The following is a 20,912-nucleotide window of genomic DNA, read 5'->3' as shown; positions in this document are numbered from 1 at the left end:
CGGCAGAAACTTCCTGCCGACTCGGCGGGAGGGTCAGGAGAGGAGCGACTGCATCTTCTTCGCGATCAGGCTGATCGCGCGCGACGGCATCAGCCGGCCGAGGCGGTCGATCATCTTCGCGTCCTTGCCGATGGTCACCCGCGGCGTACCCGACTCGACGGCGCCGACGATCTGCGCGGCGGCGTCCTGGGGGCTGGTCAGGTTGGCCTTGGCCTTCTCCATGTCGACGTCGCCGCCCGAGGGCAGGTCGACGCCGGAGTTGTCGGCGATGCCGGTGTCGATCCCGCCCGGGAACACGATGCTCACCTTGAGGCCGACGCCCTGGTGCTCGGCGATCAGGCCCTCGGTGAACAGCTTCACCGCGGCCTTGCTCGCGCCGTAGGCGCTCTGGCCCGGGAACGGCACGAGGGCGCCCATGCTGGCGACGTTGACCAGGGCGGACTCCGGGCGCGCCTCCAGCACCGGCAGGAACGCCTTGGTGGTGTTCACGGTGCCCCAGAAGTTCACCGCCATGACCCGCTCGAGGTCGTCGAAGCCGAGCTCCGCGACCGGCTTGAAGTCGTGGATGATGCCGGCGACGTTGATCAGGCCGTCGACGCGGCCGTGGGCCGCGGTGACCTGCTCCGGCAGGGCCAGTACGGCGTCGCGGTCGGTGATGCTGACGGCGTGGGTGCTGAGCCGGTCCCCGGCGCCGGCGAGCTCGGCCGTCCCCCCGAGGCCGTCCTCGCTGATGTCGACGGCGGCGACCTTCGCCCCCTTCGCCAGGAGCGCGAGCACGACCTCGCGACCGATTCCGTTCCCGCCGCCGGTGACGACGAAGACGCGGTCGTTGACCTTCATGGGTTCCTCTTCTCAGGGTGTTCTCGAACTGATCTCCCGGTGGGCGGCAGGCGCCGTCTCACCGGGCGCCGCGCGCCATGTCGCGCGCGGCACGGAGCCCGAAGACGACGGCGGGGCCGATCGTCGAGCCGGGTCCGGGGTAGGTGCGGCCCATCACCGCGGCCGAGTTGTTGCCGGCCGAGTAGAGCCCGTCGATCACGGACCCATCCTCGCGCAGCGCGCGACCCTCCGCATCGGTCAGCACGCCGCCCTTGGTGCCGAGGTCGCCGATCACCAGCCGCACCGCGGTGAACGGCCCCTTCTCGATCGGGCCCAGGTTGGGGTTGGGGTGGACCAGCGGGTCGCTGTAGTAGCGGTCGTAGGCGGAGTTGCCGCGGCCGAAGTCGCCGTCCACGCCGGCGCGGGCGAAGCCGTTGAACCGGTCCACGCTGGCCCGCAGCCGGGTCGGGTCGACGTCGATCGCGCGGGCCAGCTCCTCGACGCTGTCGGCCTTGACCATCACGCCCTCGGCCCTCATCGCCTTCGTCGCCCGCGGGTCCATCGCGTAGGAGCGCAGGTAGCGCAGCGCGTGCCGCCGGTCGGTGATCATCCAGTACGCGCCGTCCTTGTCGTGCTCGAGCATGTGGTGCCCGAGGTCGACGTAGGACTCCGACTCGTTGGCGAACCGCTCGCCGCGCGCGTCGACGATCATGCTGAACGGGTAGGAGCGCTCGCCGACGAGGAACATCGGGCCCGAGGCAGAGGAGGGGGCCGTCGAGGCACCCCACCACGCGTCGTCCATCAGCTCCAGCGCCGCGCCGTGCGCGGCGGCCACCTCGATCGGCGTACCGAGGTTGCCGGGCGCCCCCGAGGGGTCGCCGTCGATCCCGTGGTACTTCCGCCGCAGCTCCGCGTTGGCGTCGAAGCCGCCGCCGGCGAGCATCACGCCGCGGCGCGCCCCCACGGTGACCGGCGCGCCACCGCGCCGCACCCGTACGCCGACGACGCGGCCGTCCTCGACCAGCAGGTCCTCCAACGGCGACTCCAGCCACAGCTCGCCGCCGTGCCGCTGCACCACCACGTCGAGGAACGACGCCATCAGGCCGGCGCCGATCCCGGCGGGCAGCCGGCCGCGGGCCACCGCGCCGAGGGTCCGGAGGACCAGCCGGGCGCCGCGGACGAAGCCGCTCGGGGTGGACCAGGCGCGGCCCAGCAGCCAGACGTCGTCGGTCTTGGCCGGCAGGGCGGCGGGCGCCTGGCAGGACTTCCACCACTCCCCGATCCGGCGGATGTCGAAGGGCTCGTGCTCCAGGGCGCGACCGATCTTCCCGCCGGGCAGCTCGGGGTAGTAGTCGGCGTAGTCGGTGGCGCGGACCAGCAGCATGCCGTGCTTCTCCGCCGTGTCGACGAAGTCCGCGACCCCGTCGACGAAGGCCTCCTTGCGCTCGCGGCTCGCGGCGCGGCCGGCGTCGCCGACGGTCGCGTCGAGGTACTCCAGCGCCTCCTCGCGCGAGTCGAGCACGCCGTCGCGGCGCATCAGCGGGTTGTCCGGCAGCCACATGCCGCCGCCGGACATGGCGCTGTTGCCGCCCCACTGGTCGGTGCTCTCCAGGAGCAGGACCGAGAGCCCCTCGTCGACGGCGCCGAGGGCGGTCGCGAACCCGGCCGCGCCGGATCCGACCACCACCACGTCGTAGACCGCGTCGAATCCCGCGTCGAAGCCTGTGCCGAGCTCCATGACGTCTCCCCATGATCGTCCGAGACCTATCCGGACAGGATTGTCCGGTTACACTTCGAGTGTGCCCCACTCCGTGGCGAAGATCAATCGTGGTCCGGCGGCAGCCGCCGAGAACCGGCGCGCGATCCTGGCCGCCGCCCGCACCGTCTTCGCCGAGCGCGGCTACCACGCCCCGCTCTCGGCGGTCGCGAAGGCGGCCGGCGTCGGCCAGGGCGTCCTCTACCGCCACTTCCCCACCCGGCTGCAGCTCGCGTTCGCGGTCTTCGACGAGCACTGGGCCGACTACGAGGCGCTCTCGAGCGACCCCGACCCGCAGGCGTTCGCCCGGCTGTGGACGCTGGTCGTCGACCGGACGATCGAGAACGTCGCGTTCGTCGAGATGGTGCTCGACGCGCGGCGCACGCACCCCGACTACGACGGCGCCGAGCGCTTCCGCGACCTCGTCGGACCGCCGCTGGAGCGGGCGCTCGCCGCGGGCCTCGTCGACGAGCGGCTCACCGTCGACGACGTGATGCTCGCCCAGCAGATGGTCTACGGCGTGGTGGTCTCCACGCTGGACCGCGACGGGCTGCGGGAGCGGGTCGGCCGCGCCCTCGCGGTGGGGGGCCTGCTGCCGCCGCTCGACTGAGCGGGTCCGGCCGAGCCGCTCAGCCGGACGGCACCTCGTGGTAGACGTGCCACGCGCCGTCCACGTGCACCAGGCGGTAGTGCCGCGCCAGCACCGGCTCGGCCCGCGCCGCGTCGATGCCCCAGGTCGCCAGGCTCTCCCCCGCCACCACGACCCAGGTCGGCCGCCGGGGACCGCGCAGGACCCGGGTGAACTGCCGCAGGTCCGGGTCGCGCACCCGCGCCGTCAGGCTCCACAGGTTCGGGTACGGGCTGTCCAGGCCCGCCTCGCGGAGCAGCACCGGCTCACCGAAGGCGACCACGCCCGTGTCCCCCGGCGCGGCGTGCGCGCGCAGGTACGCCGCCGCCTCGGTGGTGCTCGTGGCGCTGCTCGCCGTGGGCACCACCGCGGCCAGCGTGACCGCGGTGACGAGCGCCGCGTAGCCCAGCGCCGCGGCGAGCAGCCGGCCGCGCCGCGGGTAGTGCTGCACGGCGAACGCGGTGGCCAGCACCAGGCCGGCCACGGTGCCGAGCAGGTAGTGGTGCCAGTAGCTGCCGCCGGCCGCCACCGCCGCCAGCTCCCACCCGACGACGGCCGCGGTGACCGCGGCCGCCACGACGTCGTACGACGGGCGGCGGCGGCCGAGCACCGGCACCGCGGCGACCAGCAGCACCACCGCCGCCCCGCTGAGGGCGAAGGAGATCGCGATCGCGGTGGCCCGCTGCTCGGTGGCGGCCGACGCCGACGCCGAGATCACCGCGGAGGCGTCGAAGCGGAAGGTGACCACGGCGTCGTACAGGCCCCGCAGGGACGTGCCCTCCGCCACCGCCCACGCCAGCAGCAGCCCGGTCACCGCCGCCGCCCCCACGGCCAGCGCGGCGACCGCCGCCGCGGCGCGGCCGACGTGCCGGCGGCCGAGCTCGACCAGCACCACCGCCCCGGCCGCGACGACCACCTCGACCATGCTCTGCTTGACCGCCGCCGCGGCGGCCGCGGCGGCGCCGGCGCAGAGCCACCACCCGACGGATCGGCGGCCCGTGCCGGCGGCGGCACGGAGCACGGCGACCAGCCCGGCCAGGACGAAGGGCAGTGCCAGCAGCTCGCCGTCGACCTCGAAGGCGCCGAACAGCGGGCTGGCCAGGAAGACCGCCGCGACGACGGCGGTGAGCACCGGCGCGTACCGGCGGCGCGGCGCCACGACGCGGCCCAGCACAGCGGCCAGGCCGACCGACAGGACCACGCACGCCAGGCCGAGCAGGCGCAGCGCCACGGCCCCGCCACCGAACGCGTCCGCGAGCTGGAAGAGCCCGATGATCAGCGGCGGCCGGTCCACCCAGTAGTCGCCGTACAGCGACGAGCCGGGGTCCCACTGCCCCGCCACCATCAGGAAGCCGCCCTCGTCCGAGCCGAGCCGGGCGTCGAGCATCGGGACCCGCGCCGCGGCGGAGGCCAGGACGACCGAGGCCACCAGCAGCCAGACCGGGACGGCCCGCGGACGCCACCGTGCACGGGCCATGGGGCGCTCCGCTCAGAGCGCCCGGCGGACGGGGGCCTGCGCCTGCGGGTCCCAGCCGGTGCCGAGGCGCCGGCCGGTCAGCTCGGACCAGGGCAGTCGCAGGAAGAGGGGCCGGGCGCCGCTGGCCCACGGGCGCGGCGCCCACACCTCGCGGATGTGCTCCTGCTCCTGCGGCGGCACCACCTCGCAGCGGCCGCGGGCCAGCACGCTCCAGCCGCGCTGGTACTCGTAGTCGAACTGGTCGATCTCGAAGGCGACGACCGAGTCCGGTGCGTTCGTGCCCAGCAGGCTGTACGGCGACGCGCGCATCACGATCGCGTCGTCGACGACGGAGTAGTTGACCGGGAAGACGTACGGTCCCTGCGGAGTGGTCACGGCGATCCGGCCGACGACGCCCGCGCTGAGCAGCGCACGGCACTCCTCGGTCTCCATCTCGTAGGCGTCCGCCACGGCACACCCTCCCGGTTCAGCTCCCGCCGACAAGGATGCGCGACGACGGGCGCGGACAAAAGGGCCGTTGGTCCCCAGGCGCGGGTGCGATGAGCCCTGCCGCCCCGGCGACGCTGGTGGCAGCGTGGAGGACGGAGGAGTGGACCCGGCCCCCCGCCGTCAGCCCACCGGCCGCCGGCCGGCAGCGGACCGGTCGAGTGAAGGGAGAGGCAGATGGAGACCAAGGAGATGCCCACCGGCACCGTCGCCGTGGGCGTCGATGGATCGGAGTCGGCGGAGCTCGCGCTCGCGTGGGCCGCCGACCAGGCCAGCAGGGAGCACCGCTCCCTGACGATCGTCCACGTGATCAACCCGGACCTCGCCATCTGGCTCGACGCGTCCGGATCCGACGTACGCGGCACCTTCGACGAGGCCAAGGCCAACGCCGACCGGCTGCTCGAGGCGTCCAAGGAGACCGCGCTCGAGCTCGCCCCGGACCTCGAGGTACACACGCTCACCCTCGTCGACGACGCCCGCAAGGCGCTCCTCGACGCCTCGGAGCGCGCCTCGATGATCGTGCTCGGCTCGCGTGGCCGGGGCCCCGTGCGCAGCCTGCTGCTGGGCTCGGTCGGGGTGGCGGTGACCCGGCACGCCCGGTGCGCGGTGGTCATCCTGCGGCCGGTCGACACGGACGCCCCGCGGCACGGCGTGCTGGTCGGCGTGGACGCCACCGAGGCGTCCCTGGCGCCGCTGGAGTTCGCCTTCCGCCAGGCCTCGGAGCGTGGCCTGCCGCTGACGGTGCTGCACGCCTTCGGCGTCGTCGCGACGGCGGTGAAGGAGCCCCACCTGGTCACCGGCGACTCGCCCGAGCTCGAGGAGGAGCGCCTGCTGCTGGCCGAGACCGTCAGCGGGATGGGCGAGAAGTACCCGGACGTCAGCGTCCGCTACGACATGGCCCGCGGCCTGCCCGCCGACTCCATCGTCCGGATGTCGAAGGGGATGGAGCTGGTCGTGGTCGGCGCGCACCAGGGCGGCGTCGCCTCGGAGATGCTGATCGGGTCGGTGGCCGCGTCGGTGGTCGAGCACGCGCGGACCACGGTCGCGATCGTCCCGACGGCCGACCGGGGCTGAGCGAGCGGCCGACCTCGGCCCGGCGACAGGACCGGGCCGCGGCACGAGGGGCATCGGAGCATCCGGTGCCCCTCGGTCCTGCCGTCAGTCGTGCTCGTGGGTGCCGAGCAGCTTCGAGGCCAGCACGGCCGCCTGCGTGCGGCGCTCCAGCCCGAGCTTGGCCAGGATGCTGGAGACGTAGTTCTTGACCGTCTTCTCGGCCAGCGACATCTGCTCGCCGATCTGCCGGTTGGTCAGTCCCTCGGCGATGTAGCCCAGCAGGCGCATCTCCTGGTCGGTGAGGTCGGCGAGCTCGGGGGCTGTCGCCGGCCCGTTCCGGACCCGCTCCAGCACCGTCGCGGTCAGCTCCGGGTCGATCAGCGACTTGCCCGCGGCCACGTGCCGCACCGCGTGCACCAGGTCGCCGCCCTTGACCTCCTTGAGCACGTAGCCGGAGGCGCCGGCCATGATCGCGCCGAAGAGCGCCTCGTCGTCCGGGTAGGAGGTCAGGATCAGCGCGTTGATCGTGGGATCGACGGACCGGATCGCCCGGCACACCTCGATCCCGTTGCCGTCGGGCAGCCGGGCGTCGAGGACCGCCACGTGCGGCCGGAGCGCCGGGATCCGCGCGGTGGCCTCCACGGCCGACCCGGACTCCCCGACGATCTCGATGCCACCGGCGGACCCGAGCAGTGCCCGGATGCCCTGCCGGACCACCTCGTGGTCGTCGAGCAGGTACACGCGGATCGGCGATTCGTCCGTCATGTCTCGTTTTCTACACCGTGCGCACCGTCAGTGCGGCAGGTGCGTGGGAAGTCGCCGCATCACCGGACCGAGCCCGACGCCCGGTCGCGTCGCGCGGAGCGGCGCGCTGGTGACGCTCACCGGGTCGGCACCTCCCACACCACGCGCGTCCCGCGGCCGCTGTCCGGCGTACCGACCCCGAAGGTCCCGCCGCGGGCGTCGGCGCGTTGCTCGAGGTTCGTCAGGCCGCTGCTGCGCGGGCTCGTCGAGAGGCCGACGCCGTCGTCCTCGACCGTCACCCGCAGCGTCGGGCCGGAGACGCTGACGCCGACGTCGACCCGCGAGCACCGCGCGTGGCGCGCGGCGTTGCTGAGCGCCTCCCGGACGACGGCGGCGACATCGTCGGCGAGACCGTCGTCGCTGACCACGTCGACCGGCCCGGCGAAGTACACGAACGGGTCGTGGCCCAGCGACGGCGCCACCTGGCCGACCACCTCGAGCACGGCGGCGCGCAGCGCGCCGCCGACCGGCGAGTGCGGGCGCAGCTGGAAGATGGAGGTGCGGATCTGCCGGATCGCGTCGTCGATCCGGTCGACCACGGACGCCACCTGCTCGGCCGCCGGCGACTCGTCGAGGTTGAGGAGCGCCCCCTGGAGCGTCATCCCCGACGCGAAGAGCTGCTGGATCACGTGGTCGTGCAGGTCCCGGGCGATCCGGGCGCGCTCCTCGAGCAGCGTCATCGCCTGGGCGTCGCGCCGCCCGTCCGCCAGCTCGAGCGCGACGGAGGCCTGGTTGGCGAACGTGGTACCCATGTCGACGTCCGCGTCGGTGAAGGTACGGCGGCCGCGCTCCCGCCCCACCAGCAGCACCCCGCGGATCCCGCGCGCGCCGGCCAGCGGCAGCGCCATCAGCGGTCCGGCGCCGGCCAGGTCACGCAGGTGCACGGCCTTGCGCTCGATCGCCGACAGCTCGCCGGCGTCGTCGAGCACCGCGGCACGTCCGGTGCTCAGCACCCGCTCCGCCAGCGTGCCCTCGACCGGGTAGGTCACCCCGGCGACGTCGGCGGCGACCGCGCCCGCGGCGACCGCGACCACCAGGTCGCTGCCCTCGTCGGCGGGCAGCACGACGGTGACGATGTCGGCCTCGGCCAGGGTCGCCACCCGCTCGCTGATCAGGCGCAGCGCGTCGTCCCCCTCGACCAGCAGCAGCTGGCGGGTCACGTCCGTGGTGGCGCGCAGCCAGACCTGGCGACGCTCACCCTCCTCGTACAGCCGGGCGTTCTCGATCGCGACGCCCGCGGTGGCGGCCAGCGCGGCGACCAGCTCCTCGTCCTCGGCGGTGAAGTTCGACTCGGTGCCGGAGGCCAGGTACAGGTTGCCGAAGACCTCGTCGCGGACCCTGATCGGGACTCCCAGGAACCCCCTCATGGGCGGGTGCCCGTCGGGGAAGCCGGCCGAGCGCGGGTCCTCCTTCAGGTCGCGGAGCCGGATCGGGTGCGGATCCTCGATCAGCGCGCCGAGGAGGCCGCGGCCCTCGGGGAGGTGGCCGATCCGCGCCACCGCGTCGCGGTCCATGCCGACGTGGATGAACTCGTCCAGACCGCCGTCGGCGGAGATCACGCCGAGCGCGCCGTAGTCCGCGTCGACGAGCTCGCGGGCCGCCTCGACGATCCGGCGCAGCACCCGGTCCAGCGAGAGCACGCCGACCACCACCCGGTTGGCGCGGAGCAGGCCACGGAGTCGGTTCTGCGCGGTGAGCGCGTCGTCGGCTCGCTCGATCAGCTGGGCCACCAGCTGGTCCAGCTCGAGGTCGGGGTCCACCGCGGGCGCCCCGCGGGTGCCGTCGTCCGCCACGCAGCGACCCTACCGCCGCGCGCGGGGCTCACACCGGCGCCTCTTCCTGCGTCTCCTCGGAGTGGTCGCCCCAGCGCAGCACCGGCCGCGGGTCGGCGAGCATGATCGGGCACGCGGTCTCGTTGAGCACGGCCCGCGCGACGGGCCCCAGGTGCGAGCCGAAGGGGACGACGGGGTCGTGCCGGCCGACCACCAGCAGCTCGGACTCCCGGCTCGCCGCGATCAGCGCGTCGGGCGCCGGGGCGTGCACGGTGTCCACCTGCACGGTGACCCCGTCGACGTCCTCGCCCAGGCCCTGGAGCATCCGCTTGATCTCGGCGTTCGCCCGCTCCCCCCAGCGGTCGTCCTCGGTGCGGGTCACCACCAGGTCCTCGTACGGCGCGGGCAGCGACCACGTGTGGAGCACCCGCAGCACCGCGCCGCGGGCGCGCGCCTCGGCGGCCGCCACCCGGAGCAGCTGCTCCGCGCGGTCGGGGATGTCGACGCCGACGGTGACGGCCGCCTCGGCCGGCCGCGGGGCATCGGGGTCCCACCGCGCGGGCACGGAGACCACGGGCACCCGGGCGCGGGCGGCGACCCCGGAGGCCGTCGACCGGGTGACCACCCGCCGCAGGGTCGAGAGGTCCCGGTGCTCCAGCACGATCATCCGCGCCTCGGCGCTGCCGGAGACCAGGGCGGAGACGACCGGGCCGTGCAGGATCTCGGCGCTGATCGGCAGGTCGTCGCCGAGGAGGGCGCGGGTGCGCTCGCGGGCGGCCTCGAGGGCCTGCCGGCCGACGAACTCCCGGTCCGAGATGGTCACCAGCACCGACTCGGGCCCGTCGTGCTGCCGGCGCAGGGTGTGCACCAGGTGGACGCCGCAGCCGGTGCGACGGGCCTCGGCCACGGCGAACCTCAGCGCGGCCTCGATCGGCTCGTGGCCGACGGCCACGATGACGGGATTGGGATTGCTGTCCAGCATCGCTCCTCCTCGGCTCGACCGCGACCGCGACCGGTGCACCCTCCACACTGCACCCGCGACCCCGCGCCACCCTAGGGACCAAGGACCGCCGCGGCCCCGGTCCGACGGCCCTGATCGGCGCCGCGCCGGGGCGGTTGACTGAAGGAGGACGGGGACCGACCTGGGGAGTTGAGCACGATGCACGCCGTGGTCGTCTACGAGTCGATGTTCGGCAACACCGAGCAGATCGCGAGCGGGATCGCGGCCGGCCTCGAGGCGGCGGGCGCCACGACCGCGACGGTCGACGTCGGGCGCCTGGAGCCCGACGACCTGGCGGGCTGCGGCCTCCTCGTCGTGGGCGCTCCGACCCACGCGTTCTCCCTCAGCCGGGCCAGCACCCGCGAGGACGCCGTACGGCAGGGGGCGGACCCCGCGCGCGCGGTGACGGGTGTCCGGGAGTGGCTGACCACGGTCGACGCCGCGTTCCCCCGCCTCGAGGACCGCCCGCGGGTGGCGGTCTTCGACACCCGCGCGCAGAAGGTGCGCCGCCTCCCCGGCTCGGCCGGGCGCGCGGCGCGGGTGCTGCGGGCCTGCGGCTTCACCGTCGTGGACCGGGCGACGTTCCTCGTCCTCGACGTGAAGGGTCCGCTGGCCGCCGGCGAACTGGACCGGGCACGCGAGTGGGGCGCCGCGCTCGGCACCGGCGCCGGGGCGGTCGGGGACCGCGACCGGCACGACCACCGCGGCTGACCGCGCTTCTCCTCTCAGGTCGGTCGGGCGACCCTGGTCGCAAGCCGCGGCGGCGCCTGGAGGCAGTAGGAGTCGGTGAGCAGCTCGGCCAGCTCCTGCCAGTCGGTCTCCTCGTCCAGCAGCAGGCCGACCACGTTGCCGCCCCACTCCGCCTTGAAGTACGGTGGACCGAGGTGCCGGAAGGCCATCACCTCGTCCGGCTCGGCGCGGAACGTGATCCGGAAGAGCTGGTCCTCCCCGCCGAAGGCGTGCGCGACCGTCGCGCCACCCACCCGCCAGCGCACGCCGACCCACGCCGACTCGGTCCGGCAGTCGGGGAACGCCTCGCAGATCGCGCGCAGCCGGGCCACCCACTCCGGTGGCAGGTCGGGGCGCGCGGGTCTGCGGGAGGCCACCCGCCGAGCGTGCCACAGACCGCCCCCGCCCCGGTGCCTCGTACGGGCGCGCGCGGGACTACCGTGAGCGGGATCCCGGCACGAAGGAGCGAGATGAGCATCGACAGCGCCACGGGCGCCCCCGAGGGCGGCCTGGTCAAGGTAGGCGTGGTGGGCGGTGGCCTGATGGGCTCCGGCATCGCGGAGGTGTGCGCCCGGTCGGGCCGCGACGTGATCGTCGCCGAGGCCACCGAGGAGGCCGCCGACGCGGCCCGCGCCCGGATCCAGAAGTCGCTCAAGCGCGCCGCCGACCGCGGGAAGCTGGACGACCCGGACGGCGTACTGGCCCGGATCCGCTTCGTCGCGGACCTGGAGCAGCTGGCGGACCGCGACCTCGTGGTCGAGGCGATCGTGGAGAACGAGCAGGCCAAGACCGAGCTGTTCGCCCGCCTCGACGCGATCGTCATCTCCCCCGAGGCGATCCTGGCCTCCAACACCTCCTCGATCCCGATCATGAAGCTGGCGGTCGCGACCTCGCGCCCGCAGCAGGTGATGGGCATCCACTTCTTCAACCCGGTGCCGGTGCTCTCCCTGGTGGAGCTGGTGCCGTCGCTGATGACCTCGGAGGAGACCACCGAGGCGGCCCGGTCGTTCGTCGAGACGGGCCTGGGCAAGAAGGCGATCGACTGCCAGGACCGCGCCGGCTTCGTCGTCAACGCCCTGCTGATCCCGTTCATCCTCTCGGCGATCCGGATGTACGAGTCCGGCTTCGCCAGCGCCGAGGACATCGACGAGGGCCTGGTACGCGGCGCGGCCCACCCGCAGGGCCCGCTGGCGCTCGCCGACCTGATCGGCCTGGACACCACCAAGGCCGTCGCGGAGTCGCTGTACGAGGAGTTCAAGGAGCCCCTCTACGCCCCGCCGCCGCTGCTCGCGCGGATGGTCGAGGCCGGCCTGCTCGGCCGCAAGACCGGCCGCGGCTTCTACACCTACTGAGGCGGGTCGGCGCTGGCTGCGTCGTCACATCCAGATTGGCCCCCTTTTCGGCGGATTCAGGGCCAATCGGGATGTGACGACGCGCCTCAGCGCTTGAGCTCCCCCAGCCCGGCCGCCTCGCCGGCGAAGTAGCTGCGCACGACCGCCTCGCCGCGACGCGCGCCCCAGCCCTCCAGCCAGCGCCGGCCCGCCGGCACGCGGCCGACCACGCGGTAGCGCGCGGTGTTCAGCGCGGCGATGTAGAGGTGCGCCCACGGCGGTCGCAGCGGCAGCCCGAGCTCGCGCATGCTCTCCCGGCCGAGGAAGACCGAGAGCATGCTGAGCAGGCGCTCGGTCTCGAAGCGCCGGCGCAGCGGCAGCAGCGCCGGCGGCCAGCCCGGGAAGGTCCGCTGCGCCTGCGCGGCGACGATCGCCTGGGTCAGCTGCGGCCCGGCGTCGGAGATGTCGGCCTGCGCGAGCAGCACGTGGTAGTTGATCCGGTGCCGCTCCCACTCGGTGTCGACGAGGAAGTCCTCGTGCACGCCCATCAGCCAGCCGACGTACTTCCACAGGTGCATCAGGTCCCGCGACTCCGGCCCGCTGATCGGTACGCCGAGGGCGCGGCAGCCGATGATCAGCACCCCGTCGAAGAGGCCGAGCGTCGAGGCCTGGTCGGACATGTTGATCGGCAGGCCCCAGCGCCCGGCGTCCCAGCGCGGCGCGAACGCGTGGTTCACCAGGGCGTGCATGGCGCGCACGTGCACGGTCAGCCGCCACCCCTGGCCGCCCGGCCGTCCGCCCGCCGGCGGGCGCAGCGCGCCGGGGTCGGCGAGGCTGTCGCCCCACATCTGGGTCTCGGCGAGGCGGCGCCGCGTCATGTCCCCGGTGAGGCCGCCGGTGGCGACCAGCAGGTCGGTGGGTCCGCCGAACCGGTAGCCGCCGATGAGCGCGAGCTGGAGCAGCACGTCGGCCGCGTTCTGGCCGAGGCGGCGGAAGACGAGGCCGCCGCGCTCGATCCGCGCCCAGTCCACCCAGTCGGGGACCGCCTGCACCTCGGCCATGAAGTCGGCGAGCGCAGCGGGTGCGTCGGGCACCGCCTCGAGGCCGCCGTCGAGGGCCGCGCGGAACTGCTCCATGGTGACCCGTCCCGGGTCGTCGGCTCGCGTCCGCATCGCCTCGGCGAGCCGCGCGCCGAGCTCGTCGCGCTCGGAGAACCCGCGCCCGACGCGCTCCATCAGCTCCTCGTCGACGCCGTCGATCCGCCCGAAGGCGCGCAGCGGGCGCCCCATCCGGCGGGAGCGCTCCTCGGCCTCGCGGTAGCGGCTGGGGAACGCGGCGGGGAGCACCTCACTGGTCATGGCGCCATCCTGACGCGAGCATTTGCTCGCTTTCAACTCGCCTTTCCGGCGCGGGGTCGCCCGGGGCGCCGCCGCCCGGTGACAGACTGCGCCCATGCGGAGGAACCCGAGCCAGGCCCGCTCCCGGCAGACCGTCGAGCGGATCGTCGCCGCCGGCCGCGCCGTCCTCGCCGAGCAGGGGTACGACGCCTTCTCCACGAACCGGGTGGCGGCCGAGGCCGGGGTGAGCCCGGGCTCGCTCTACCAGTACTTCGCCGACAAGGACGCGATCCTCACCGTCGTCATCGACCGCTACTGGGACGAGGTGGCCGAGCAGGTCGCGGCCTCGCTCAGCGACCGGATCGGGCCGGAGCCGCTCGGGCCGGAGACGCTGCGCGCCATGGCGGACGCGCTGCTGCGGGCGCTGGAGGCCGATCCCGCGCTGCTCCGGGTGCTGGCCCAGGAGCTGCCGCAGTCGGCCAACCGGGAGCGCCGCGCCGCGCTGGAGCGGCGCGTCCGCGACCTGATCGCGACCTACCTCGCCGCCCGGCCGAACGCGACCCGCCGGCCCGACGTCGCGCTGGCGGCGTGGGTGATCGTGGTCGCCGTCGAGAACGTGGCGCTGCACTGGACCCTGGACCGGCCGGCGTTCGAGCGCGAGCGGGTGCTCGACGAGATCGTCACGATGGTGACGGCGTACCTGGTCGCCTGAGGCCCCGACCCGGAGCCGGAGCCGGAGCCGGAGCGACCGGGCCGGCCGTCAGCGCTCGGGCAGGAGCGCGAGCGCGACGCCGAGCCCGATCATCGACGTGCCGCCGACCGTGCCCAGCCCGGCGCTGCGGCCCGGCGAGCGCGCGAACCACTCCCGCGCCCGGCCGGCGGCCAGCGCCCAGGCCGAGTCGCAGACCAGCCCCACCAGCACCGCGAAGAGCCCCAGCGCCAGCATCTGCGCGGGCACCGGCGCGGCCTCGGCCGCGCGGTCCACGAACGGTGGCAGCAGCGCCGCGAAGAGGAGGAAGCCCTTGGGGTTGCTGACGCCGACCACGAACCCCTGGCGCACCGCCGTGCCCCAGCCCAGCACCGGGCCGTCGGCCTCCGCGCTCACCCGGAGCGCGCGGCGGTGCCGCAGCGCCTGGACGCCGAGCCACACCAGGTAGGCCGCGCCCAGCAGCTTGATCGTGGTGAAGACCGCCTGCGAGCGCGCCACCACGGCGCCGAGACCGACCGAGACCAGGCACATCACGACGAAGAGCCCGAGCGTGTTGCCGGCCACCGTGGCGACGGCCACCCGCTGCCCGTAGGCGAGGGCGCGGCCGACCGTGAAGACCACGCTCGGCCCGGGGATCACGATCACCACGAGCGCCGCCAGCCCGAACCCCAGGAGCTGGTCGGCGCCGACCATCAGAGGTCCCGCGCGCCCGGGCGCCGCTTCGGCTCGGACGGGTCGAACGCGCCCTCCTCGGCGGCCCGGTCGGCCTTGCGCAGGTGGCGGGTCAGGCTCCAGCCGAGCAGCGCCACCGCGATGATCAGGCCGATGAAGACGGTGAAGCCCATCCAGCCCGCGACCACGTCATTGTCTTCGGGCACCTCCTGGGCGAGGAGGAGCAGCGACGAGAGACCGGCGTACATGGGCCCAGTCTAGGTCGGCACCGGGCTCCGCCCGGACCCGGTGTCGGTCAGGCGGGGTCCGGCACGATCCCGGCGAACAGGTCGTCCTCGGGCACCGCGCTCTCCACGTGGCTGCTGACCAGCTCGTAGTCCTCGGTGGGCCACACCTTCTCCTGCAGCTCGCGCGGGATCGCGAACCAGAAGCCGTCGGGGTCGATCTGGGTCGCGTGCGCCAGGAGCGCCTGGTCGCGGACCCCGAAGAAGTCGGCGCAGGGCACCCGGGTGGTGATCCGGGCGTCCCACTCCGGCTCCGGCTTCCACTCCTTGAGCCGCTCGGCCCACGGGGACTCCAGGTCGTGCTCGAGCATCGCGTCGTGCAGCGCCTGCATCCGGGGCCGGTTGAACGAGTGGTGGTAGTAGAGCTTGGCCGGCTGCCAGGGCTCGCCCGCCTCCGGGAAGCGGTCGGGGTCGCCGGCGGCCTCGAACGCGGCCACGCTCACCTGGTGGCAGCGGATGTGGTCGGGGTGCGGGTACCCGCCACGCTCGTCGTACGTCGTCATCACGTGCGGCCGGAACGAGCGCACCAGCGCCACCAGCCGCTCCACCGACTCCTCCAGCGGGACCAGCGCGAAGCAGCCCTCCGGCAGCGGCGGCTTCGGGTCGCCCTCGGGCCAGCCGGAGTCGACGAAGCCCAGCCAGTCCTGGGTGATCCCGAGGATGTCGCGCGCCCGCTCCATCTCCTGGCGGCGGATCTCGGTGATGTTGGCCAGCACGTCGGGACGGTCCATCTTCGGGTTGAGGACGGAGCCGCGCTCACCCCCGGTGCAGGTCACCACGTGGACGTCGACGCCCTCGGAGACGTACCTCGCCGTGGAGGCCGCCCCCTTGCTGGACTCGTCGTCGGGATGGGCGTGGACGTGCATGAGCCGGAGCCCGGTGCGGGCGGGGCGGTCAGCGGACATGCCCCCCATCGTAGGAATCGACGTCATGCGACCATGAACCGGTGACCACCGACCACGATTCCCTGCAGCAGCGCTACGGCGCGCCGTCGCGCGGCGCACGCCTCGTCGTCGCGGTCGTCGGCGGCGTGATCGTGGCGGCGCTGCTGGTCTGGCTGGCCTGGGCGACGATGTTCAACGCCGACCCGCCGGTGGCCTCCCAGGAGCTCACCCACGACATCCTCGACGACCACACCGCGACGATCACCGTCCGCCTCAAGTACGGCGACGAGCCGGTCGACGCCGCGTGCACGATCCGGGCGATCGCGCACGACAAGACCGTGGTCGGCGAGATCACCGTGCACCCGGACCCCGCGGAGGGCCCGGACCACACCTACGAGGTGAGCACCGACCGGCGCGCCACGACGGTCGAGTGGCTCGGTTGCACGGCCCCCGGACAGCCCCGGCCGCGCTGACCCGGTCGACGGCCCGAACCCCCGCCCGCACCCCGGCCCGCGCCGGGGCGGGGTTGCCGAGAACTCGGTGCTGTCCCCGGTCGGTTGTTAAACTGGGGTATCTGCCGTCCAGGTCGCGCCGCGGACCGCTAGCGTGAAACACGCAGACGTCGAGGCGACCGTGTGGCCCACGACCGGATGGCCCCGCGCCGCGACGAACGTGTCCGACGGCGTACACCGCATCACCCGATGCGGAGCAGTACCCGTAACCAAGCAGCACTCAGGAGTGAAGCCATGACGCAGACCGAGCACCTCGGGGGCCAGAACACCATCTGGCTGACCCAGGAGGCCTTCGACAAGCTGCAGGCCGAGCTGGACCACCTCAAGGGTCCCCGCCGCCAGGAGATCGTGGCCGAGATCAGTGCCGCCCGCGACGAGGGGGACCTCAAGGAGAACGGCGGCTACCACGCCGCCCGCGAGGAGCAGGGCAAGAACGAGGCCCGCATCGCGCAGCTCGAGGACATGATCCGCCGCGCCGAGATCGGCGAGACCCCGGCCGACGACGGCGTCGTCGAGCCCGGCATGCTCGTCACCTACAAGTTCGACGGCGACGACGACGACGAGGCCGAGACCTTCCTGCTGCTCGGCTCCCGCGAGGCCGCGCCGTCCGACGACGTCGACGTCTACACCCCGGAGGCCCCGCTGGGTGCCGCGATCAACGGCCGCAGCAAGGGCGAGAGCGTCACCTACGAGGTCAACGGCCGCCCGCAGACCGTGATCATCCTCGACGCGAAGCCGTTCACCAGCTGACCCGACCGGTCCCGTCAGGGACCGCCACCGCGACCACCCGGATCGTCACCGGCCGGTGACGAAGCCGTGCTGCCGCAGCCGTTCGACGACGGCTGCGGCATGCTCCTCGCCCCGGGTCTCCAGCTGCAGGTGCACCTCGACCTCGCCGATGTGGAGCCGGGGCGAGGTCCGCTCGTGGACCACCTCCAGCACGTTGGCCCCCGCGTCGGCGACCTCGACCAGGAGCCGGGCCAGGCCGCCCGGCAGGTCGGGGATCGTGACCTGCAGTGTCAGGTACCGCCCGGCGGCGGTCATGCCGTGCCGGATCACCTTGCCCAGCAGCAGCGGGTCGACGTTGCCCCCGGAGAGCAGCACGACCACCGGGCCGGTGAGGTCGTCGGCGGTGCCGTCGAGCGCCGCCGCGGCCACCGCCGCGGCCGCGGCCGCCCCGGCCGGCTCGACGACCAGCTTCTCGCGCTCCAGCAGCGCCAGCAGCGTCCGGGAGAGCGCCTCCTCGGAGACGGTCACGATCTCGTCGACGTGGTCGCGCACCAGCGGCAGCGTGAGCTCGCCGGGCCGGCCGACGGCGATCCCGTCGGCCATCGTGTGCATCTCGGTCAGCCGGATCGGGTGGCCGGCCGCCAGCGAGGCGGGGAACGCCGCGGCCTCCGCCGCCTGCACCCCGATCACCCGTACGTCGGGACGGCGGGCCTTCACCGCGACCGCGATGCCCCCCAGCAGGCCGCCGCCACCGGTCGGGACCAGGACGGTCGCCACGTCCGGGCACTGCTCCAGCACCTCCAGCCCGACGGTGCCCTGGCCGGCCAGGATGTCGCGGTGGTCGAACGGGTGGATCAGCGTCGCCCCGGTCTCGGCGGCGCGCTGCTCCGCCGCGGCGAGCGCGTCCTCCAGCGTCGGCCCGGCGAAGACCACGTCCGCGCCGTACGCGCGCGTGGCCCGCTCCTTGTTGATCGGCGCGCCCTCGGGCATGAAGACCGTGGCCGGGATGCCGTGCTGGCGGGCGGCCAGCGCCACCCCCTGCGCATGGTTGCCGGCCGAGGCTGCGACGACGCCGCGGGCGCGCACCTCGGGGTCGAGCCGCGCGATCCGGACCGCGGAGCCGCGCACCTTGAACGACCCGGTGCGCTGCAGGTTCTCGCACTTGAGCCACACCGGCCGGTCCAGGAGCCCGCCGAGCCAGCGGGACTCGATCAGCGGCGTGCGCACGGCGACCTCGTCGACCAGCGACCGCGCCGCCTCCACGTCCGCCACGTCGAGGACCACGTCACCCATCATGGCCTCCCTCGATGGCGTCCTCCACGGCCTCGGGGGGCATCGACGGCGCCGCCAGGTGCTGGATGACCGCGTTGGCCGAGGCGGCCAGCGGCACCGCGACCAGCGCGCCGACGATGCCGGCGACCAGCACGCCCGCCGCGATCGCCACGATCACGCCGAGCGGGTGCAGCGAGACCCAGCGGCCGAGCAGGAACGGCTGCAGGATGTGACCCTCCAGCTGCTGCACGCCGATCACGACCGCGAACATCAGCAGCGCCGTGACCGGCCCCTGGTCGACGAGGGCGACGAGCACCGCTACGGCGCCGGCGATGGTGGCACCGATCATCGGCACGAAGGCGCCGAGGAAGACCAGCACGCCGATCGCGAGCACGAACGGCACGTCCAGGATCGCGGCGCCGATGGCGATGCCGGTGGCGTCGACGAGGGCGACGATCACGGTGGCCCGGACGAACTGGACCAGCGAGACCCAGGCGACCCGGCCCGAGCTGTCGGCGCGCTCCCGGGCGGCGCGGGGCGCGATCCGGACCAGCCAGCCCCAGATGCGGTCGCCGTCGGCGAGGAAGAAGTAGGTGGCGAACAGCGAGATGAAGAAGCCGGCCACGACGTGGCCCACGGCGCTGCCCACCTCGGTGACCTGGCTGATCACCTCGCCGTCCTGGGAGCGCTCCTGGATGAGGTCCTGGGCGCTCTTGAGGTAGTCGTTGATCTGGGAGTCGCTGGCGTGCAGCGGACCGTCGCGCAGCCAGGTGCGGATCTCCTCCAGGCCCTCGACGGTGGAGTCGGCCAGGTCCGTGGCGCCCGCCGCGACCTGCTGCCCGGCGAAGGTGAGCAGCGCGCCGACGAGCGCGAACCCGGCGAGCACGACGAGCAGCGCCGAGATCCCGCGCGGGAGGCCGATCCGCCGCAGGCCCTCGACGAACGGGCTGGCCAGCGCGCTGATCAGCAGCGCGATCGCGAGCGGCACCGTGACCACGGAGAAGAAGCCGAGCAGCCACATCAGCGCGTAAGCCGCGGCGCCGATCAGCAGCAGCCGCCACGCCCAGCTGGCGGCCACGTCGAGCGCCCACGGCACCTCGGCCCGGCGCAGGTTGGACGGGCCGCCCGCGATGGGCGCGGGCTCCGAGCGCCGCTCCTCGCGGACCGTCGCCCACTGGTGGGCGAACCGGCGCAGCAGGTTCTCCTCGTGCTCGCGGTGCTCCCGCTCGGCGCGCTCCTCCGGCGTCTCGTTCCGGTCGTCGTCGCCATCGCCGCCGTCGCCGCGCGCCAGCAGCCGGGGCAGCCGGCGGCCGCGGCGGTGGGCCTGCTCCTCGGACTGCCCCTCGGACTGCCCCTCGGCGGACTGCTCCTCGGCGTGGTCCTCGGCCGGCTCGGCGTACTCCTCCGGCTCCCCGTGCTCCCCCGGACCGGTCCCGCGGTGATCGCTCATCCGAGGGCCCGGCCCAGGTCGGCGAGCAGGTCCTCGGCGGTCTCGATCCCGACGCTGAGCCGGACCAGGTCGGCCGGGACCTCCAGGTCCGTGCCCGCGACACTGGCGTGGGTCATCCGGCCGGGGTGCTCGATCAGCGACTCCACGCCGCCGAGCGACTCCCCGAGGGTGAAGACCTCGGTGGCCGCGCAGATCGCGAGGGCCCGCTCCTCGCCGCCGGCGACGCGGAACGAGACCATGCCGCCGAAGCGGCGCATCTGGCGGGCGGCGACCTCGTGCCCGGGATGGCCGGGCAGGCCCGGGTAGATCACCTCGGTGACGCCCGGGTGGTCGGCGAGGAACTCCACCACCCGCTCGGCGTTGTCGCTGTGCCGCTCCATCCGCAGCGCCAGCGTCTTCAGCCCGCGCAGCACGAGCCAGGAGTCGAACGGCCCGGCGACGCCGCCGATCGCGTTCTGGTGGTAGCCGATCCGCTCGGCCAGGTCGGCGTCGTCCACCACGAGGGCGCCGCCGACCACGTCGGAGTGGCCCCCGGCGTACTTGGTCGTCGAGTGCACCACCACGTCGGCGCCCAGGGACAGCGGCTGCTGGAGGTAGGAGGAGGCGAAGGTGTTGTCGACGACCAGCAGGGCACCGGCGTCGTGGGCGACCCGGGCGACGGCGGCGATGTCGCCGATGGTGAGCATCGGGTTGGTCGGCGTCTCCAGCCAGACCAGCTTCGTCCGCCCGGGCCGGATGGCCGCGGCGATCGCGTCGGTGTCCGAGACGGGTGCCGGGGAGTGCTCCAGCCCCCACGCCCTCTCCACCTTGTCGAAGAGCCGGAACGTGCCACCGTAGGCGTCGTCGGGCAGCACCACGTGGTCCCCGGGGCGGCACAGCGCCCGGACCAGGGTGTCCTCGGCCGCCAGGCCGGAGGCGAACGCGAAGCCGTGACTGCCGCCCTCGAGCGCCGCCAGCGTCTCCTCCAGCGCGGTCCGGGTCGGGTTCCCCGAGCGGCTGTACTCGTAGCCGCCGCGCAGCCCGCCGACGCCGTCCTGGGCGTAGGTCGAGGTCGCGTAGATCGGCGGGATCACCGCCCCGGTGGTCGGATCCGGCTCGTAGCCGGCGTGGACCGCGCGGGTCTCGAACCCGCTCTTGACGAGGTCGCGCTCACTCACCCCGCGAGCCTACTCACGACCGGTGCGATCCCCGAGGAGTGAGACTTGGCG

Annotated in this window: 22 protein-coding genes; 7 read left to right on the top strand and 15 right to left on the bottom strand. The window is 74.1% G+C overall.

Annotated elements, in window-relative coordinates:
- Positions 1-33: 33 nt before the first annotated feature.
- Complete coding sequence (locus ABLM29_RS05340; RefSeq protein WP_349712907.1) at positions 34-840, bottom strand: SDR family NAD(P)-dependent oxidoreductase; 807 nt, start codon at positions 838-840, stop codon at positions 34-36.
- A 58-nt stretch (positions 841-898) separates the two neighbouring features.
- Positions 899-2,557, bottom strand: coding sequence for an FAD-dependent oxidoreductase (locus ABLM29_RS05335; RefSeq protein WP_349712906.1), 1,659 nt, complete (start codon positions 2,555-2,557; stop codon positions 899-901).
- Between the two features lie 61 nt (positions 2,558-2,618).
- On the opposite strand from ABLM29_RS05335, the gene ABLM29_RS05330 reads away from it, so the two are divergent.
- Positions 2,619-3,185 carry a TetR/AcrR family transcriptional regulator gene (locus ABLM29_RS05330; protein WP_349712905.1) on the top strand — a complete coding sequence of 189 codons (567 nt, stop codon included), beginning with the start codon at positions 2,619-2,621 and terminating at the stop codon, positions 3,183-3,185.
- 19 nt (positions 3,186-3,204) lie between these two features.
- Here ABLM29_RS05330 and ABLM29_RS05325 read toward each other — a convergent pair whose 3' ends face one another.
- Together ABLM29_RS05325 and ABLM29_RS05320 are read right to left on the bottom strand one after the other, a co-directional pair.
- Positions 3,205-4,680, bottom strand: coding sequence for a glycosyltransferase family protein (locus tag ABLM29_RS05325; RefSeq protein ID WP_349712904.1), 1,476 nt, complete (start codon positions 4,678-4,680; stop codon positions 3,205-3,207).
- A gap of 12 nt (positions 4,681-4,692) precedes the next feature.
- Positions 4,693-5,130, bottom strand: a complete 438-nt coding sequence (locus ABLM29_RS05320) for a pyridoxamine 5'-phosphate oxidase family protein (protein ID WP_349712903.1) — start codon at positions 5,128-5,130, stop codon at positions 4,693-4,695.
- Positions 5,131-5,343: 213 nt separating this feature from the next.
- Between ABLM29_RS05320 and ABLM29_RS05315 the strand changes: the two genes are divergently transcribed.
- Positions 5,344-6,240, top strand: a complete 897-nt coding sequence (locus ABLM29_RS05315; RefSeq protein WP_349712902.1) for a universal stress protein — start codon at positions 5,344-5,346, stop codon at positions 6,238-6,240.
- Between the two features lie 84 nt (positions 6,241-6,324).
- Here ABLM29_RS05315 and ABLM29_RS05310 read toward each other — a convergent pair whose 3' ends face one another.
- From ABLM29_RS05310 to ABLM29_RS05300, 3 genes are all read right to left on the bottom strand, one after another.
- On the bottom strand, positions 6,325-6,984 hold the full coding sequence (locus ABLM29_RS05310; protein WP_349712901.1) for a response regulator: 660 nt from the start codon (positions 6,982-6,984) through the stop codon (positions 6,325-6,327).
- A gap of 116 nt (positions 6,985-7,100) precedes the next feature.
- Complete coding sequence (locus tag ABLM29_RS05305) at positions 7,101-8,816, bottom strand: sensor histidine kinase (RefSeq protein WP_349712900.1); 1,716 nt, start codon at positions 8,814-8,816, stop codon at positions 7,101-7,103.
- Between the two features lie 28 nt (positions 8,817-8,844).
- Entirely contained in the window at positions 8,845-9,777 is a 933-nt protein-coding gene (locus tag ABLM29_RS05300) for a universal stress protein (protein ID WP_349712899.1), read from the bottom strand.
- Between the two features lie 177 nt (positions 9,778-9,954).
- Between ABLM29_RS05300 and ABLM29_RS05295 the strand changes: the two genes are divergently transcribed.
- Positions 9,955-10,506: a flavodoxin family protein gene (locus ABLM29_RS05295; RefSeq protein WP_349712955.1), complete on the top strand. Its 552-nt coding sequence runs from the start codon at positions 9,955-9,957 to the stop codon at positions 10,504-10,506.
- 14 nt (positions 10,507-10,520) lie between these two features.
- Here the strand turns inward: ABLM29_RS05295 and ABLM29_RS05290 are convergent, their stop codons facing one another.
- Positions 10,521-10,901 carry an MmcQ/YjbR family DNA-binding protein gene (locus ABLM29_RS05290; protein WP_349712898.1) on the bottom strand — a complete coding sequence of 127 codons (381 nt, stop codon included), beginning with the start codon at positions 10,899-10,901 and terminating at the stop codon, positions 10,521-10,523.
- A gap of 93 nt (positions 10,902-10,994) precedes the next feature.
- Between ABLM29_RS05290 and ABLM29_RS05285 the strand changes: the two genes are divergently transcribed.
- Positions 10,995-11,876 (top strand): 3-hydroxybutyryl-CoA dehydrogenase, encoded by an 882-nt coding sequence (locus tag ABLM29_RS05285; RefSeq protein WP_349712896.1) that lies wholly within the window; start codon positions 10,995-10,997, stop codon positions 11,874-11,876.
- A gap of 86 nt (positions 11,877-11,962) precedes the next feature.
- On the opposite strand, the gene ABLM29_RS05280 is transcribed toward ABLM29_RS05285, so the two are convergent.
- Positions 11,963-13,213: an oxygenase MpaB family protein gene (locus tag ABLM29_RS05280; protein ID WP_349712895.1), complete on the bottom strand. Its 1,251-nt coding sequence runs from the start codon at positions 13,211-13,213 to the stop codon at positions 11,963-11,965.
- A gap of 94 nt (positions 13,214-13,307) precedes the next feature.
- Here ABLM29_RS05280 and ABLM29_RS05275 point away from each other — a divergent pair, with 94 nt between their 5' ends.
- Positions 13,308-13,904 carry a TetR/AcrR family transcriptional regulator gene (locus tag ABLM29_RS05275; RefSeq protein ID WP_349712894.1) on the top strand — a complete coding sequence of 199 codons (597 nt, stop codon included), beginning with the start codon at positions 13,308-13,310 and terminating at the stop codon, positions 13,902-13,904.
- Between the two features lie 48 nt (positions 13,905-13,952).
- Here ABLM29_RS05275 and ABLM29_RS05270 read toward each other — a convergent pair whose 3' ends face one another.
- Genes ABLM29_RS05270 through mca form a run of 3 tightly spaced genes read right to left on the bottom strand, consistent with a single transcriptional unit; the run spans position 13,953 to position 15,771 of the window.
- Positions 13,953-14,594: a LysE family translocator gene (locus ABLM29_RS05270; protein ID WP_349712893.1), complete on the bottom strand. Its 642-nt coding sequence runs from the start codon at positions 14,592-14,594 to the stop codon at positions 13,953-13,955.
- The gene (locus ABLM29_RS05265; protein WP_349712891.1) at positions 14,594-14,821 is read right to left on the bottom strand and encodes a hypothetical protein; all 228 of its coding nucleotides are present in this window, start codon (positions 14,819-14,821) and stop codon (positions 14,594-14,596) included. Before ABLM29_RS05265 ends, ABLM29_RS05270 begins: the two co-directional genes overlap by 1 nt.
- 47 nt (positions 14,822-14,868) lie before the next feature.
- Positions 14,869-15,771 carry a mycothiol conjugate amidase Mca gene (gene mca / locus ABLM29_RS05260; protein WP_502889169.1) on the bottom strand — a complete coding sequence of 301 codons (903 nt, stop codon included), beginning with the start codon at positions 15,769-15,771 and terminating at the stop codon, positions 14,869-14,871.
- 32 nt (positions 15,772-15,803) lie between these two features.
- Here mca and ABLM29_RS05255 point away from each other — a divergent pair, with 32 nt between their 5' ends.
- Positions 15,804-16,214 (top strand): DUF4307 domain-containing protein, encoded by a 411-nt coding sequence (locus tag ABLM29_RS05255; RefSeq protein ID WP_349712888.1) that lies wholly within the window; start codon positions 15,804-15,806, stop codon positions 16,212-16,214.
- Between the two features lie 273 nt (positions 16,215-16,487).
- A complete protein-coding gene (greA, locus tag ABLM29_RS05250; protein WP_349712887.1) occupies positions 16,488-17,003 on the top strand; it encodes a transcription elongation factor GreA in 516 nt (171 codons plus the stop codon).
- Positions 17,004-17,048: 45 nt separating this feature from the next.
- On the opposite strand, the gene ilvA is transcribed toward greA, so the two are convergent.
- Genes ilvA through ABLM29_RS05235 form a run of 3 tightly spaced genes read right to left on the bottom strand, consistent with a single transcriptional unit; the run spans position 17,049 to position 20,861 of the window.
- The gene (gene ilvA, locus ABLM29_RS05245) at positions 17,049-18,275 is read right to left on the bottom strand and encodes a threonine ammonia-lyase (protein WP_349712885.1); all 1,227 of its coding nucleotides are present in this window, start codon (positions 18,273-18,275) and stop codon (positions 17,049-17,051) included.
- Positions 18,268-19,704, bottom strand: coding sequence for an AI-2E family transporter (locus ABLM29_RS05240; RefSeq protein ID WP_349712884.1), 1,437 nt, complete (start codon positions 19,702-19,704; stop codon positions 18,268-18,270). The genes ilvA and ABLM29_RS05240 overlap by 8 nt, the downstream gene beginning before the upstream one ends.
- A complete protein-coding gene (locus tag ABLM29_RS05235; protein ID WP_349712883.1) occupies positions 19,701-20,861 on the bottom strand; it encodes a cystathionine gamma-synthase in 1,161 nt (386 codons plus the stop codon). The genes ABLM29_RS05240 and ABLM29_RS05235 overlap by 4 nt, the downstream gene beginning before the upstream one ends.
- Positions 20,862-20,912: the final 51 nt, after the last annotated feature.

It is taken from the genome of Nocardioides sp. YIM 152588 (genome assembly GCF_040191335.1).
Taxonomy (GTDB): Bacteria; Actinomycetota; Actinomycetes; order Propionibacteriales; family Nocardioidaceae; genus Nocardioides.
The sequence above is the reverse complement of the archived record's forward strand: the minus strand, read 5'-3'. Positions and strand labels throughout refer to the sequence as shown.